The sequence below is a fragment of the Alkalibacterium sp. 20 genome, from assembly GCF_001885615.1.
Taxonomy (GTDB): domain Bacteria; phylum Bacillota; class Bacilli; order Lactobacillales; family Carnobacteriaceae_A; genus Alkalibacterium.
Genome location: NZ_LSRN01000027.1, coordinates 26,037 through 40,904, shown reverse-complemented (window position 1 = coordinate 40,904; position 14,868 = coordinate 26,037). Strand labels below are relative to the sequence as shown.

General features: G+C 41.8%; 14 protein-coding genes. 12 read left to right on the top strand and 2 right to left on the bottom strand.

The features are described 5' to 3' along the window. Positions 1-102 precede the first annotated feature (102 nt). The 3 genes from lspA to pyrR are packed head-to-tail and all read left to right on the top strand — an operon-like array spanning position 103 to position 2,055. The gene (gene lspA, locus AX762_RS05400) at positions 103-579 is read left to right on the top strand and encodes a signal peptidase II (protein ID WP_071848138.1); all 477 of its coding nucleotides are present in this window, start codon (positions 103-105) and stop codon (positions 577-579) included. A gap of 1 nt (position 580) precedes the next feature. Further along, the gene (locus AX762_RS05395) at positions 581-1,486 is read left to right on the top strand and encodes an RluA family pseudouridine synthase (RefSeq protein WP_071848137.1); all 906 of its coding nucleotides are present in this window, start codon (positions 581-583) and stop codon (positions 1,484-1,486) included. Between the two features lie 23 nt (positions 1,487-1,509). Then, positions 1,510-2,055 carry a bifunctional pyr operon transcriptional regulator/uracil phosphoribosyltransferase PyrR gene (gene pyrR, locus AX762_RS05390; RefSeq protein WP_071848136.1) on the top strand — a complete coding sequence of 182 codons (546 nt, stop codon included), beginning with the start codon at positions 1,510-1,512 and terminating at the stop codon, positions 2,053-2,055. 50 nt (positions 2,056-2,105) lie between these two features. Here pyrR and srtB read toward each other — a convergent pair whose 3' ends face one another. After that, positions 2,106-2,885 (bottom strand): class B sortase, encoded by a 780-nt coding sequence (gene srtB / locus AX762_RS05385; RefSeq protein ID WP_071848135.1) that lies wholly within the window; start codon positions 2,883-2,885, stop codon positions 2,106-2,108. A gap of 129 nt (positions 2,886-3,014) precedes the next feature. Here srtB and AX762_RS05380 point away from each other — a divergent pair, with 129 nt between their 5' ends. Beyond that, complete coding sequence (locus tag AX762_RS05380; protein ID WP_071848134.1) at positions 3,015-3,668, top strand: fasciclin domain-containing protein; 654 nt, start codon at positions 3,015-3,017, stop codon at positions 3,666-3,668. A gap of 625 nt (positions 3,669-4,293) precedes the next feature. On the opposite strand, the gene AX762_RS05375 is transcribed toward AX762_RS05380, so the two are convergent. After that, complete coding sequence (locus AX762_RS05375; RefSeq protein ID WP_071848133.1) at positions 4,294-6,000, bottom strand: NFACT family protein; 1,707 nt, start codon at positions 5,998-6,000, stop codon at positions 4,294-4,296. Positions 6,001-6,148: 148 nt separating this feature from the next. On the opposite strand from AX762_RS05375, the gene AX762_RS05370 reads away from it, so the two are divergent. The 8 genes from AX762_RS05370 (at position 6,149) to AX762_RS05335 (ending at position 14,705) form a co-directional block, all read left to right on the top strand. Continuing rightward, positions 6,149-6,583 carry a MarR family winged helix-turn-helix transcriptional regulator gene (locus tag AX762_RS05370; RefSeq protein ID WP_071848132.1) on the top strand — a complete coding sequence of 145 codons (435 nt, stop codon included), beginning with the start codon at positions 6,149-6,151 and terminating at the stop codon, positions 6,581-6,583. A 46-nt stretch (positions 6,584-6,629) separates the two neighbouring features. Further along, entirely contained in the window at positions 6,630-7,241 is a 612-nt protein-coding gene (locus AX762_RS05365; RefSeq protein WP_071848131.1) for an ECF transporter S component, read from the top strand. A gap of 341 nt (positions 7,242-7,582) precedes the next feature. Beyond that, positions 7,583-8,311 carry a DUF1510 family protein gene (locus tag AX762_RS05360; protein ID WP_071848130.1) on the top strand — a complete coding sequence of 243 codons (729 nt, stop codon included), beginning with the start codon at positions 7,583-7,585 and terminating at the stop codon, positions 8,309-8,311. A gap of 233 nt (positions 8,312-8,544) precedes the next feature. Continuing rightward, positions 8,545-9,822, top strand: coding sequence for a GTPase family protein (locus tag AX762_RS05355; protein ID WP_071848129.1), 1,278 nt, complete (start codon positions 8,545-8,547; stop codon positions 9,820-9,822). A gap of 442 nt (positions 9,823-10,264) precedes the next feature. Then, the gene (locus AX762_RS05350; RefSeq protein WP_071848128.1) at positions 10,265-11,332 is read left to right on the top strand and encodes an amino acid ABC transporter substrate-binding protein; all 1,068 of its coding nucleotides are present in this window, start codon (positions 10,265-10,267) and stop codon (positions 11,330-11,332) included. Between the two features lie 148 nt (positions 11,333-11,480). After that, positions 11,481-12,653, top strand: coding sequence for an amino acid ABC transporter permease (locus AX762_RS05345; protein ID WP_071848127.1), 1,173 nt, complete (start codon positions 11,481-11,483; stop codon positions 12,651-12,653). Between the two features lie 9 nt (positions 12,654-12,662). Then, positions 12,663-13,892, top strand: coding sequence for an amino acid ABC transporter permease (locus tag AX762_RS05340; RefSeq protein ID WP_083432825.1), 1,230 nt, complete (start codon positions 12,663-12,665; stop codon positions 13,890-13,892). Positions 13,893-13,925: 33 nt separating this feature from the next. Beyond that, positions 13,926-14,705, top strand: a complete 780-nt coding sequence (locus AX762_RS05335) for an amino acid ABC transporter ATP-binding protein (protein WP_071848126.1) — start codon at positions 13,926-13,928, stop codon at positions 14,703-14,705. Positions 14,706-14,868 lie beyond the last annotated feature (163 nt).

The following is a 14,868-nucleotide window of genomic DNA, read 5'->3' as shown; positions in this document are numbered from 1 at the left end:
GTATAGTTCAGTCAAAATATATTATTAAAGTTAAATCAAGGTAGGTTTTACCTGAAAAATATTGTACAATAACAGTAAGGCTTAAATACTAAGGAGTTATATATGTTATTATATTATATCATTGCACTGATTATTATCGGCATCGACCAGTTAACAAAATATCTGACGGTCGCAAATATCCCACTATACGAAACGCTCGAAGTGATTCCTTCCATACTTTCGTTTACGTATCACCAGAACACGGGAGCGGCGTGGAGTATACTAGAAGGCCAGATGATTTTCTTTTATATTGTGACACTTATTGTTGTAGGGGTCATCATTTATTATTTACACAGTTACGGGAAAAATGATAAACTCTTTGCATTTTCATTGAGTTTGATCCTGGGTGGTGCCATTGGTAATTTTATCGATAGACTGATTCATCAGTTCGTCGTGGATATGGTACGATTGGAATTTATTGATTTCCCAATATTTAATGTTGCCGATATGGCGCTAACTGTCGGTGTAGGCTTAATGATTTTTTACTTAATCCTTGACGAATGGAAAGAATACAAGCAAAAGAAAGTTGGAACAAACTAAAATGGATCATACAAAAATATTTCATGTCTCGAACGAAAAAGGTCGTTTGGATAAATTTATAAGCGATAAACTGAACGAAAACTCACGCAATCAAGTCCAATTATGGATCAAAGAGGGCCTAGTCACGGTGAATGAGGAAGAATCTAAAGCAAATTACAAGGTTCAAACAGGCGATGTTATTCACGTCACAATAAAAGAACCCGAAGAAATCGATGCGCTACCTGAAGATATCGCGATAGATATCGTGTACGAAGATGCCGATGTGGTAGTCGTTAACAAGCCCCAAGGCATGGTCGTTCACCCATCCATTGGTCACGCAGGTGGAACACTGGTCAACGCTTTACTTTTTCACGTCAAAGACCTGTCCGGAATCAACGGAAAAATAAGACCTGGTATTGTGCACCGTATTGATAAAGATACCTCAGGCTTACTGATGGTCGCGAAAAATGATTTAGCTCATGAAAAATTGGCTGAACAATTACAAGAAAAAACAGCTACGCGGGAATATATTGCACTGGTTCACGGCATTATTGAAAATGACAAAGGAACCATCGATGCACCGATCGGACGCGATCCTAAAAATCGCAAGAAATTCAAGGTTGTCCAAGGCGGCAAAGAATCCGTGACACATTTTGAAGTGATTGAACGCTTCAGTGAGTATACTTTGCTACGCTTAAATTTGGAAACAGGACGCACGCACCAGATCAGAGTGCATTTAGAATACATCGGTTTCCGTATGGCAGGCGATCCACTCTACGGACCTAGAAAAACGTTGGAAGGTGAGGGACAATACCTTCATGCAGCATCATTATCTTTTGTACATCCTAGAACCGGAGAACGACTGACTTTCAACGCACCATTACCGGATTATTTTAACGAAACCCTTGATTGGGTAAGACAACGTTAAAGATAGCGAAAGGAGCTTAACCGATGTCAAAAATTGTATCAATTTTGGATGATGTGGCATTAAACCGTGCGCTCACACGTATCTCCTATGAGATTATCGAGAGAAACAAGGGGACTGATAACCTCGTATTGGCAGGGATCAAAACACGTGGGGTTTTTATTGCTCGACGCCTTGCTGAAAAAATTGAAGAAATCGAGGGGAAATCGGTTCCGGTAGGCGAACTGGATATTACCCTTTATCGTGATGACCGTCATTTCCCTGATGAAGTGGATGAGCCTGAAGTAAAAGGTCAAGACTTTCCAGTCGATGTCAAAGGAAAAGTCGTGATCTTAGTTGATGATGTTATATTTACTGGACGTACGATTCGTGCGGCTATGGATGCGGTGATCGACTTGGGACGTCCTGAGAAAATCATGGTTGCTTCATTAACCGATAGAGGTCATCGAGAGATTCCCATTAAAGCAGACTTTATCGGAAAAAACATTCCGACTTCCAAACAAGAACAAGTGAAAGTTTCAATGATAGAAAAAGACGGCAAAGATGCTGTTGAAATCATCAAACCCGATTAACATAAAAAGATGCAAAAAAGAGATGATCTCTTTTTTGCATCTTTTACTTTTTATTCGGTTATTTCATACGCATGGACATAAATACGTCCATCATCTACCGTGTAATTACAGGAAATCAGGGTCAGCAACTTTTGATCCGGTTCAAATTCAGATGCTATCGGAAAATACGAGGCTTCTTTTAAGTCTTCATAATAGGCTGCCAATTCATTTCCTTTGAAAGATGTCCGGATATAACCAGCATCGGCAGGTGAGACATGCACGGAAAAAATTTGATACGTTCGTTTTGTATAAGGGTCCTGGAATTCGATCGTTGAGTTACCGGCAGTAAATTCTTCAGATAAATACTTATCCAAATCGGCAAACATCAAGCCAGTCTTGGTGTAATGCCCGTAGAGGATGGTGTGATCATCAAGGCCCATACCGACATTTCGGTAGTCCATGAATATGGCTCCCAGAATATGTTCTTCTTTATAAAAGTCATGTTCCAGATAGAAATCGTTGTCCTGACCTCTGACTACCGGGTAGTCAATAGCCGTATCAGCCATTTTGATCCAGCCCACATAATCTGAATTCAGTGAATAGTACTCAGAAGAAGGGTTAGATAAAAAGGTGAATGCGTCTGATTCTTCTTCAGCCGTCTCAGCAGCGGGCTCAGTAATTACACTATCATTTGTATAAAACGATGCTTCATTTATTTGTAGTTCATCGGTCGATGTTGAAAGAGGAGGGACCTCGGCGGTCGAAGATTGTTCGATTGTTGACCGCACGACAGCGTTTAACTGCAGTAAAAAAGCTGTGGCCAGTCCTAAAAGCAGTAATTTATTCTTCATTTCTTGTCCTCCTAAAAAACAATTAATTATAAGTGTTTATAATTGACTAATAAATCTTATACACTTATTCTAAAGAAGTAAAGTTGAGTAATCAATTTTACCATCTTATTAATAAAGGAGAGATACACCATGTCAAAAATGGTCAAAGTTTTTCTGTCATTTATTACTGCATTTGCACTCACAGTCGCCCTATCCCCAACCGCATTCGCTGATAGTCATGTAGGAGAGGAACCTTCTCAAGACATTGTTGAAATCGCTTTAGGAAATGATGATTTTAGTATTCTAGTATCCGCATTACAACGTGCTGAACTAGTTGAAACCTTGCAAGGTGAGGGTCCATTTACAGTATTTGCCCCTACAAATCAAGCTTTTGCAGATCTACTCGAAGCATTAGATATCACTGCAGAAGAGTTACTAGCTCAACCTGATTTGGCGAAAGTCTTAACTTACCATGTCGTTCCTGGCAAAGTATTGGCTGGAGACTTAACTGATGGTATGGAAGCTGAAACCGTGAATGGTGAGATGGTAACATTTGATTTAAGTGGAGACCCAATGGTTAATGAATCAATGATCGTCGACACGGATATCGAAGCTACAAATGGTGTCCTCCATGTTATCGATACTGTACTTGTACCTGCAGACTTCACACTACAAGAAGTAGACATGGAAGAAACTGACGTACCTGAAACAGGAATCGAAACAAACTCAGCATTGTTGATTGGAATGCTAATGACAGGTGCTGCCTTGATCTTCGTCATGGTAAAACCTCTTAAACAAAAATAATCATTTAAATAGATCAGAACAGTGTCAAGCAGTATTTGAGTGGAAAAACACTTGTATACTGCTTTTTTATGTTTTTTAGACTAATCTGAATTTTTGGGTGGCTATTAAAGTTGAAGTTGGGCCTACTTAGCACCACTCACCGAAATTTTCTCCTGGGTATGCCGAAGTGAGGCCTACTTAGCACCACTCGCCGGGATTTCTTCCTGAGCATGCCGAAGTCGGGCCTACTTAGCACCACTCACCGAAATTTTCTCCTGGGTATGCCGAAGTCGGGACTACTTAGCACCACTCACCGGGATTTTCTCCTGGGCATGCCGAAGTTGGGACTACTTACTACCACTCACCGGAATTTTCTCCTGAGCATGCCGAAGTCGGGCCTACTTAGTTAGCACCACTCACCGAAATTTTCTCCTGGGTATGCCGAAGTGAGGCCTACTTAGCACCACTCAACGGAATTTCTTCCTGAGCATGCCGAAGTCGGGCCTACTTAGCACCACTCACCGGGATTTCTTCCTGAGCATGCCGAAGTCGGGACTACTTACTACCACTCGCCGTCTCAAGGTGGTAGAGGTGGTAGAAGTAGAAAAAAGCCGTGTTCAAGTTTTTCACTTGAATACGGCTTTTCTTATTTGGCATTTTGCTTCAATTCTCTTATTTTTTCATCACTCGGTGTCACAAAGTATGTGGTTTGACCTTCATAGATCACATAGCCGGGTTTTGCACCTTTTGGTTTCTTGATGCGTTTAACCTGAACGACGTCGACCGGTACGGAAGCAGATAGGCGATACTTGCTGTAGTAAGCAGCAAGTGTACACGCTTCTTCTAGTGTTTGTTCTGAAGGATCGTCGTCTTCTATGACCACGTGCGAGCCGGGAATATCTTTGGCATGGGCCCACCAGTATGTTTTTCGGGCTTTTTTAAGCGTCAGTTCATCGTTCTGAGTATTGTTTTTTCCTACTAAAATACTCACGCCATCTGAAGAAACAAAAGCCTCGGGTTGAGATTTTTTGTTCTTTTTATTACGATTCTTTTTACTTTTTTTCTTCAGATATTCGCCATCTCTCAGTTCCTCGCGAATGTCTTCGATATCAGACACGGAAGCGATGGACAGTTGCGTAAGCAGCGTATCAAAATAATTCAATTCGTGTCGGGTCGATTTTAGTTGTTTGGTCAAATGAATCTCGGCACTTTTAAGCTTTTGGTAACGCGAGAAATAATACTGTGCATTTTCAGCGGGAGATTTTTGTGGGTTCAAGCTGATGTCCAGCGATTTATTCTCATCATAGAAGTTGGGTAGTGTGACCGATTCGTCACCCTGATTCACTTCATGCAAGTAAGCCGTCAGAACTTCGCCTTTCACTTTATAATCATCTCTTTTTTCAGTATCTTTTAATTCTTTCTTCAATTTTTGGATTTTTTTCTTGTTTTTCTGATATAAATTCTTGACCAGATGACTCAAATCATTTGATTGCTGATTGACGCGGTCACGCTCAGCTTTGTTCTGGTAATAACGATCCATCAAATTACTTAACGAGTCAAACGATTGCCTTTCTCCTTTTAGATGTTCAAAGGGTAGAGGAGAGAAAAATTCCTTTTGTTCGTCTTTCGTCAGTGTAGGTTCTAATTTGCCTGTTTTAAAAGGTATCATAAAATGCTGAAAAACAATTCTGGGTGCATCATCTTTGCGTGCTTCCATTCGGTAAGCCAGTTCTAGAGCTGAATCTTTCCCAAATCCTTGAAACGTCTCTTGGATCCATTTGACTTTATCAGTATAAGACAGGTCGGATACTGGGAAAGGACCATCATAATCAAAGGGGTTTTTTCTGTCCTGACTCGGTGCTTCAATATAAGTTGCACCTGGAAGCAGGGTACGATAGGTGTTTTGGCTAGCCGGCACATGTCTAATGGCATCCACCAATCTGTTGTCTTCCTTATTGATCAACAAAACATTGCTGTGTCTGCCCATAATTTCAACAATGAGTGAGAGATATTCTGTATCGCCTAATTCGTTTCGTCGATTAAATGAAAAGGTCAAGACACGATCGTTTTCTTTTTGTTCTACCGACTCGATGATTGCGCCATCCAAGTACTTTCGTAATACCATGCAGTAATTAGGCGCCTGGGCGGGATTTTCAAAAGGTATATCCGTTAACTGCACCCGTGCGTACTGTGGATGTGCAGAAAGCAGTAACGATTTATTTTTGCGGTTGGCGCGAATACGCAAAATAACTTCATTTTCAAAAGGCTGCTGTATTTTGGTAATGCGGCCACCGATGATTTCATTTTCTAATTCATCTCTTAAACCGTGGACAAATAGGCCATCAAAAGACATTTAAAGTCACTCCAATCTATAAAAAAACTCTTTATTAGTATAGCATTAAAAAAGTCTGGTACCAACTTCCATGTTTTTATTGCTCATAATGGTGCATCGTGATATAGTTGACGCATACAAATAAGTAAACATGAGAGAGAGGGGTAACATGGACAGCACAGAGAAATCGCTTCAACTATTGGAAAAAGTCAGTGAGTTCAATCAGCTCTATAAACACTTGACAGATCACTTGCTATACGACCTGGGATTGTCTCATTCGACGATCAATTTAATCGATTTGATCGGTGAAGATGAATTAACACTCAAGGAGATCACGACAAAAAGTCGGTTAGACAAATCGACGGTCAGTCGCCAGATGAATGCGATGGTTAAGAAAGAATTGGTAACAAAAACGATTGGGACTGACAAACGCTATGTTTACTTCAAGTTGAATGAACAGGCTGGAAAAGTCTTCAATGAGTATCACATTCAATTAGAAGAGAAATTCCAGAAGATTCTTTCCGGCTGGACTGAGGAAGAAGCGCATATGCTCACCGTGTTGCTTGGACGTTTCAATCGAAGCATGACCAACCGACTAAGTTAGGACTCATTATAAGTAGGAAAACGAGAGAAAGAGAAGAGGAAACCTTATGAAACTAGACCAAAAACAATCTGACCCGCATCGTATCGCCTTGCTAGGTATACTGACGGCCATTATTTTGATACAAAACTTTGTGCCATTTTTAGGGAACATTCCCATTCCCCCACTTAATCCGACCATCATACATATCACAGTTATCGTTGCAACCTTAACGATGAGCACCAAAGATGGTATGATCATTGGAGGCATCTGGGGAATTACACGTATGGTTCGTGCCTATACGATGCCAGCGACACCACTGGACTTGATGCTTTGGACTAATCCAATGATTGCCTTGGTACCGCGTATTTTGATTGGTCTCTTTACTGGATGGTCATACGCACTTTTCAAACGTCTGTTTCCGAAGAGAGATAAACTGGCTATAGCCAGCGCTTCTGTGGTCGGTTCATTCACTAATACCATCTTTGTGCTGCTGTTTATCTACCTGTTCTTTGGAGAACCATATGCGCAGGCGATCGATGTGGACATCAGCAATTTAGCTGGTGCACTGGGTGTTATCGTCGGCACAAACGGTGTTGCTGAAGCGATTGCGGCAGCCATTATCGTACCCCTTATTACGGTTCCACTTAGAAAAATAACCCACCAAAATAATCGACTTTAAAAATGCTTAGCCAATCCTACTTAAACACGGTAGACTGGCTAGGCATTTTCATGCTTAATTGGACCCTCTGATTATCTTTGAGTTTGATTATGTGGTTTAATGTAATAGATTAAGTAAAAAATGGAAGACTTGAAAAAAGCCCTCAATCGCATCTTTAAATATGAATGGGAATGATATTAAAATGAAGTCTTGCTAAGATAACTATCATGTCGGTTGAAGCTGCTGGAGAAATGATTTCGCAATGAATGTCGTGACTTTGTTAACTTAATTACTCACTTATCACACGATAATGTGGTACACTTTTTAAGAAAGATTACATATGAAAAGGAAGGAAGAACTACATGAAAAAAACACGTGCAGGCAAAAACACTACAGATAAACCAGAAGGTTCACGTAAAATAGAGAAAATTTATTATATCGTTATCGGACTACTCATCGTCATCCTTGGCGGTCTAGTCATCTTTATCGTTTCGAACCGCGATGATGCCTTAACTGAAGGAGATCAGGACAGTTCTTCGGAAACAGAGATCATCACTGATACTGAGGACGAAGACGAAACGGATCTAGAAGATGAAGCCGAAACGGAAGAGAGTGACCAGGACGAAGACACAGATCCTGAGGTTACTGAAGAAGACGAAGAAGCGGATACTGAAGAAGAAGACACCGAATCTGACGTCGATACCGAAGAAGAGGCAGAGACAGAAGAAGAGCCTGAAGAAGAACCCGAAGAAACTGAAGAAACTCCAGATGAAGACGATTCAGATGAGGAAGAAGCTAGTGAAGCGGGTATCAATCCTGATGCACCCTTAGATGAAAGCTATACGATGAACTTTAATGATGGTACGAGTGACCGTAATGCAGTCGATCAAAATGCGAGTGCCGTAACTGGTATCAATCAGAACGACATGACCACGTGGTGGGTTGGAAACAACGGCTTAGGCCGCGCATTCACCGTCGTTTCAGATAGTGGCCGAAACAATGTTTACCGTGTGGATCTACAATACGGTGAAGGCGAATGGCATGTAACGGGAGTTCAAGAACTCGACGGCGTCCCAGCTGAATACCGCTAAAAATCTGATTTAATAATTAAGAAGCTTCTAAAGATGATCCAAGTAACCGGGTCAATTCTTTGGAAGCTTCTTTATTCGGTAAGTTGAATACTCTATCCCACCCCAAAGAACCGAGCACATAAGAGGCTGCACACTTTTGCAGCCTTACAATTAACTAAAGGAGAAAGACCTTTCTCCTTAGTCAAACGTATCACTTCATGGTAAACTATTGTCAAACAGCTAGGAGGACGCTTATGAAACAACCGAATAATAAATACAATATGATTCAAGAAATTTTAGAAAAGACTGAATCCGAAGTTGCAAAAATGAGTCCCGTAAATATTTTGATTGCCGGGAAAACGGGCGTCGGGAAGAGCACGCTCATCAACAATGTCTTCCGTGAAAAATTAGCCGATACCGGTATTGGTAAACCTGTGACCAAACACTTGAGACGCATCACTAAAGAAGGTATCCCCATCGTTTTGTATGACACAAGAGGCCTGGAACTTGAACAAAAGGTCCAAAAACAGGTGATGAAAGAGATCCTCGACCTGGTAGAGAAAAAGAAACACACTGTAGAAGCGCTGCACGCGGTGTATTATTGTATTCAAGCTAATTCTTCCCGTATCGAGGATATGGAAATTGAATTGATCAAAGAGATTTCCAGTATTCTACCCGTTATCCTGGTCTTGACGCAATCGATAGGAAAACCGGCAGATGAATTTAACCGTTACTTGGAAAATATGAACTTGCCTGTGGCAGCTGTTCAGAATGTCATGTCAGAACCATATGAAATTTCAGACGATTACGTGATTCCAAGATTTGGATTGAAGCAGCTGATCGAAAAGACACTCCAACTTATCCCAAAAGAGAGTCAAGAGGCTTTTACGAACGCCCAGCAGGCAGACATTGAACGAAAAGCCAAAGTTGCCAGACGCTGGGCTTCCAGATATGTAGCCACGACATTTGGCGTCGGGTTTGCGCCCATTCCATTTTCTGATGCCTCTATATTGGTCCCGATGCAAGTCACCTTACTGGCTCACATCACTGCCATCTTTGGTATTTCCATGGATAAATCGACCATTGTCAGCATCATTGCGGCAGTCGGCGGAACAGGCTCAGCGACCATGATCGGTAAAACGCTGGTCGCCAATGCCTTTAAATTCATCCCCGGCGCAGGGACCATTATCGGCGGCATCATCAGTGGAACCACCGCATCCATTGTCACCAGCGCTCTGGCACTCAGCTACATTGAAGTGTTGAGCATCATTGCTACCAAAGAAAAAGACGGCGAAAGCATCGATTTAGGGCTACTGGAACGTTTGATGCGCAGCCAGTTCAAGAAAAATCTGAAACTCAACCGTAAGGAACTGAAAACGAAAGATCTGGAATTCGAAAATGACGATGCCCTGAACGACGCCTACAATACTTATTCCAAAATGGAAGACGAGACACAATCAGTCCCGGCTATTAAAAAGATTAAACGTACGGTAGGTAAATTCCTTGATAATCATCGTCCATTCAAAAAATAAAAAAGTGGTATAGGTTAAAATTTTTATACAAAAAAGTGTGACATCCTTAAAAATGATGTCGCACTTTTTTTTGTATCAAAAATCGTTTTACCTCCATCAAATCCATAAAACCCCTTATATGAGCGTCTATTCTGAAAAAGTGACAAAAAGTTCACATTTACATGCGAGCGTTTACAAAGCTTGATTTTGCTTACTTTCATTAATTTAAACTGTGTATTAAATGAGTTTATAATGATAACATTTTAATTAAATGCTTTTTTTGTTGTATTGGTATAGGTATAATAATTTTAATTACTGATGCAATTGCTTTTTTAAGTAGCTGAGATTTTATTGAGGTTAGATAATTTATATTGGGCCTTTTGAAACACGCCACTAACTATGTCTCATTATCTGATGATGCGTTCAATTGTATGAAGTTAAACGAATGAGAGGAGAAACAAAAATGACTAAATACGCTAAATTTTTCTTAGGAGCTGCTGTGTTCTTATCACTGTCCGCATGTGCAAGTGCAGAAACCGACGGCACAGGCGCTGGAACCGATAATACTACTTCAGGTTCGGGAGCCACACTAGCTGCCATCATCGATCGCGGCGAATTGAATGCCGGAGTCAACGATTCATTACCTGGATTTGGGTATGTAGATAGCGACGGAAATTATGTCGGCTTTGATATAGACCTCGGACACGCTGTTGCTGCAGCTACGTTAGGGGATTCAGAGGCAATCAGCTTCCGTTCACTTTCTGCCCAGGAACGTTTTATCGCTGTTCAGACTGGGGAAGTTGATGTGCTGCTTAGAAATACCACCTGGACAACCAGTCGTGATTCTGATGTGGGAATGGATTTCGGTCCGGTAACCTTTTACGACGGTCAGGGAATGATGGTACGCACTGAATCTGGGATTTCCACTTTGGCGGATCTTGGAGGCCGTACAATTGGTGTGGAAACCGGGACAACAACTGAACTGAATCTGGCTGACCAGATGGATGCCTTGGGAATCGACTACAATACTCAGACATTTGATGACCGCAACGCGCTGATTGCTGCATATGAGGCAGGCTCTGTCGACGCCTGGACCACAGACCGTTCCGGACTGGTGTCAAGTTTTGCAGTACTGGCTGATCCTGAAGAACACATGATTTTAGAAGAAACACTATCAAAAGAACCCTTAGCTCCAGCTGTTCTACATGGTGATAATCAGTGGAACGATATTGTGACATGGGTCGTTTACGCGCTTATTCAAGCAGAAGAATTCGGAATCACTCAAGATAACATTGATGATTTCATGGATAGTGACGATCCGGATATCCAGCGTTTATTAGGTGTTGAAGGTGGTTTGGGAAGCATGCTTGGGCTGGAAGACGATTTTGCCTATCAAGCCATTTCTCAAGTAGGAAACTATGGCGAAATATATGACCGTCATTTAGGTCCTGATACGCAGTTCAATCTTCCACGTGGCATGAATGCCTTGTACCAGAATGGCGGACTGCATTACTCTATGCCATTCAGATAAGCTTGAAAGCAACGTTTTTCGATAAGCTGATCGTTTGTATGTAAATAGTGACTAAAAGAGACCTGTAATTAAAGCACGACAGCAGGTCTCTTTTGAAATCGAAAAATCACGCTGCTTTAGAAGGAATCACAAAAGAGGGGAGATCGTTATGGAATTACAAAAAAAGAAATCGACTCCTTTATGGAGAAACAAAAAAATGATTCCGATCATACTACAAATTCTATTTGTCATTATAATTGGGTCACTTTTATGGATTCTCGTTCACAATACACGGATCGGACTGGACCGGATCGGTATTCGCTTCGGGTTTGATTTCCTAGATTTAAGAGCAGGATTTAATATCAATGAATCGTTGATTGAATACAGCACGAGCGATCCTTATGCACGTGCTCTGCTGGTTGGGCTACTGAGTACATTACGTGTCTCATTTTTCGGAATCATTTTATCGACCATCATTGGTGTGCTCGTTGGTATTGCAAAAATGTCCAGTAACTGGCTGTTGAGTAAAGTAGCTTCCATCTATATCGAAGTGTTTCGAAATACACCTTTGCTCCTGCAGATATTCATCTTGAATTTCGCAGTCTTTTTGTCACTGCCAACGATTCAAGAAGCTATCGGCGTTGGACCATTTTACTTGTCTAATCGGGGAGCTGTTATTCCCTGGTTTAATACGCACGACCTGACTTGGATGTGGAGCCTGCTGCTACTCGTATATGTCATTGGAAGTTTTCTTGTTTTCAAATGGCTGATGAAGAAAGAAATAGAAGAAGGCAGAGATACCCATCCGTTTTCAGCTGCATTTGGTGTGTTTGTCCTGCTAAACATCGTGACCTTTTTCGTTTTCGGTCAGGGCCCAGTCAACATGCTGGTTCCCAAATTTACAGGAGATACTATAGTGGGCGGACTGGCTTTGACCACACCTTTTCTGTCAATTCTTCTGGCGCTCACATTTTTCACCTCTACCTACATTGCTGAAATTGTTCGTGGTGGGATACAGGCGGTACCCAAAGGGCAGACTGAAGCCACTCAGGCATTGGGGTTCAGACCGGCAAATGCGATGCGCCTGGTCATTTTCCCTCAGGCCGTCCGTATCATCATTCCTCCAATGACCAGTCAGTATTTGAACTTGATCAAGAATTCGTCATTGGCACTGGCCGTTGGATATCAGGAGATCGTTGGGGTAGGAAACACTGTCATGAATCAGTCAGGGAGAACTTTAGAAGTCATCTTAGTCATTATCGGCGTCTACTTGTTCTTCAATCTGACTATATCCTTGATCATGAATTACTTTAATAAAAAATTCCAGTTGATAGAAAGGTAGGTGGAAAAAATGTATGTAAACAATATTCAGCAGGAAGGTGAATTCAACAGTCAGCTAGAAGTGACAGCTGGCACTCACCTTAAAAGAAACAATAATTCGAATTTAAGTGAATCACTCAAAAAGAATCTGTTTGACGGCTGGAAAAACACTCTTTTAACAGTACTGACCGGCATTTTTTCACTTATCGTCATCTATCAGGTCATCACGTTCGTCGTTACCAACAACTGGGATGTTATTTATGATAATTTGAGACTCCTTATGATCGGTCAATACCCTATTGAAGAAATATGGCGGTTATGGATCGCCTTAGATTTGGTATCACTACTGATCGGTTTGACGTGGGGGTTATGGAAAGGGGCCGGTAAAGCAGTGGCTGCCACTTTCGGAAGCGTGTTTTTCGTGTTCGCCGTGATTCCCTGGACAACACTTAATACCTCACTTAATTTGACAGCCTCTATTGCTTTGATCGCTGTCGGGTACTTTGCCGGAGATAGGCTGGATGGATTGAAAATTCCAACACTCATTTTATGGGCGCTGTACATTCCACTTGCCCTCGGTCTGATTACAGGATTTGGAGGACTGCTTGAGCCCGTATTGAGCAGGGAATGGGGCGGATGGCTGTTAACAGTGATCATTGCCTCAATCTCTATTATCGGCTGTTTCCCATTGGGTGTTCTACTGGCACTGGGTCGTCGTAGCGAGCTCCCCGTTATCAGGTATTTCTGCATCGGCTACATTGAACTGGTTCGTGGAATACCGCTCATCATGGTCCTTTTCATCGGTCAGCTACTGATTCCACTCTTTTTAGGCGGCGAAACAGGCATAGACAACGTCTCACGGGCCATTATTGCCTACACGTTCTTTGCAGCAGCTTATCTGGCTGAAAATGTCCGTGGCGGTCTGCAGTCTATACCAGCAGGACAATATGAAGCTGCCCAGGCTCTGGGATTAAATAAATTCAAACTAACTTTTTTCATTATTTTACCGCAGGCGTTAAAAGCTGTCATCCCGGCATTGGTGGGACAATTCATTACTATTTTGAAGGATACGTCTTTAGTAGCTATCATTGGTCTGGCAGATTTTCTTGGAACAGCCCGACGTATTTCCAATAATCCGGAATATTTAGGCAGATATATGGAATTGTACATCTTTGTCGCAGCCTTTTACTTTATATTCTGTTACCTGATGGCCCATGTCAGCCGGCATTTAGAACGTAGCTTATCAAAAGGAAATCAGTAATCGCCATTCGAGTAAAGAAAGAGAGTGAGTCATATGGAAGAGACACTGCAAATCGAAAAATCAACGACGCCGCTAAAAGAGCGAGAGGATGTCATTAAAGTTGAAAAACTGAACAAACATTTTGGTGATCTGCATGTATTGAAAGATATAGACTTGAACGTAAAACAAGGTGAAGTAATCGTTATCCTTGGTCCATCCGGTTCCGGTAAGTCGACCTTCATCCGAACACTTAATGCGCTGGAAGAATTTCAAAGTGGAAAAATCGAAATTGACGGCATCGAATTGACGGATGATCTGAAGAATGTTGAAGAGATCCGTAAAGAAACTGGAATGGTTTTTCAGCAATTTAACCTATTTCCGCACATGTCTATTTTGAGAAATGTTTCTCTGGCACCTATCTGGGTCAGGAAATGGAAAAAAGAAAAAGCGGAAAAAATTGCACTTGATTTACTGGATCGCGTAGGGATACCCGAGCAAGCCAGTAAATACCCCGGGCAATTGTCCGGTGGGCAGCAGCAGCGTGTGGCTATTGCCCGTGCGCTGGCCATGCAGCCGAAAATAATGCTGTTCGATGAACCCACATCCGCACTGGATCCGGAAATGGTCAATGAAGTACTGGATGTTATGCAGACGCTTGCGGAATCTGGTATGACCATGGTTGTCGTCACACACGAAATGGGTTTTGCCCGCAAGGTGGCAGATCGTCTTGTTCTATTTGACAAAGGTGAAGTCATAGAGATGGCGGGACCAGAAGAGTTTTTCGAAAATCCGAAAGAAGAACGGACGAAAGCCTTCCTGAGCCAGATCCTTTAAATCTGGCAACTGTCTTTATTACAAAAGCTGACTTCGATAGGTTATCGAAGTCAGCTTTTATTGTTCGAAGACTTAGTGAACTGGTCGACCAAATGCTTCATAGTAGAACAGACTTAATGAAGCTTATCAGCTGCCATAAACAGAGATCAATATACACACATAA

What these genes read in the sequence shown, in the direction of transcription:
- AX762_RS05345 (WP_071848127.1), top strand. Translation starts at nt 11,481, where the DNA reads ATGGAATTACAAAAAAAGAAATCGACTCCTTTATGGAGAAACAAAAAA.
- AX762_RS05340 (WP_083432825.1), top strand. Translation starts at nt 12,663, where the DNA reads ATGTATGTAAACAATATTCAGCAGGAAGGTGAATTCAACAGTCAGCTA.
- AX762_RS05350 (WP_071848128.1), top strand. Translation starts at nt 10,265, where the DNA reads ATGACTAAATACGCTAAATTTTTCTTAGGAGCTGCTGTGTTCTTATCA.
- pyrR (WP_071848136.1), top strand. Translation starts at nt 1,510, where the DNA reads ATGTCAAAAATTGTATCAATTTTGGATGATGTGGCATTAAACCGTGCG.
- AX762_RS05370 (WP_071848132.1), top strand. Translation starts at nt 6,149, where the DNA reads ATGGACAGCACAGAGAAATCGCTTCAACTATTGGAAAAAGTCAGTGAG.
- lspA (WP_071848138.1), top strand. Translation starts at nt 103, where the DNA reads ATGTTATTATATTATATCATTGCACTGATTATTATCGGCATCGACCAG.
- AX762_RS05395 (WP_071848137.1), top strand. Translation starts at nt 581, where the DNA reads ATGGATCATACAAAAATATTTCATGTCTCGAACGAAAAAGGTCGTTTG.
- AX762_RS05375 (WP_071848133.1), bottom strand. Translation starts at nt 6,000, where the DNA reads ATGTCTTTTGATGGCCTATTTGTCCACGGTTTAAGAGATGAATTAGAA.
- srtB (WP_071848135.1), bottom strand. Translation starts at nt 2,885, where the DNA reads ATGAAGAATAAATTACTGCTTTTAGGACTGGCCACAGCTTTTTTACTG.
- AX762_RS05360 (WP_071848130.1), top strand. Translation starts at nt 7,583, where the DNA reads ATGAAAAAAACACGTGCAGGCAAAAACACTACAGATAAACCAGAAGGT.
- AX762_RS05355 (WP_071848129.1), top strand. Translation starts at nt 8,545, where the DNA reads ATGAAACAACCGAATAATAAATACAATATGATTCAAGAAATTTTAGAA.
- AX762_RS05380 (WP_071848134.1), top strand. Translation starts at nt 3,015, where the DNA reads ATGTCAAAAATGGTCAAAGTTTTTCTGTCATTTATTACTGCATTTGCA.
- AX762_RS05335 (WP_071848126.1), top strand. Translation starts at nt 13,926, where the DNA reads ATGGAAGAGACACTGCAAATCGAAAAATCAACGACGCCGCTAAAAGAG.
- AX762_RS05365 (WP_071848131.1), top strand. Translation starts at nt 6,630, where the DNA reads ATGAAACTAGACCAAAAACAATCTGACCCGCATCGTATCGCCTTGCTA.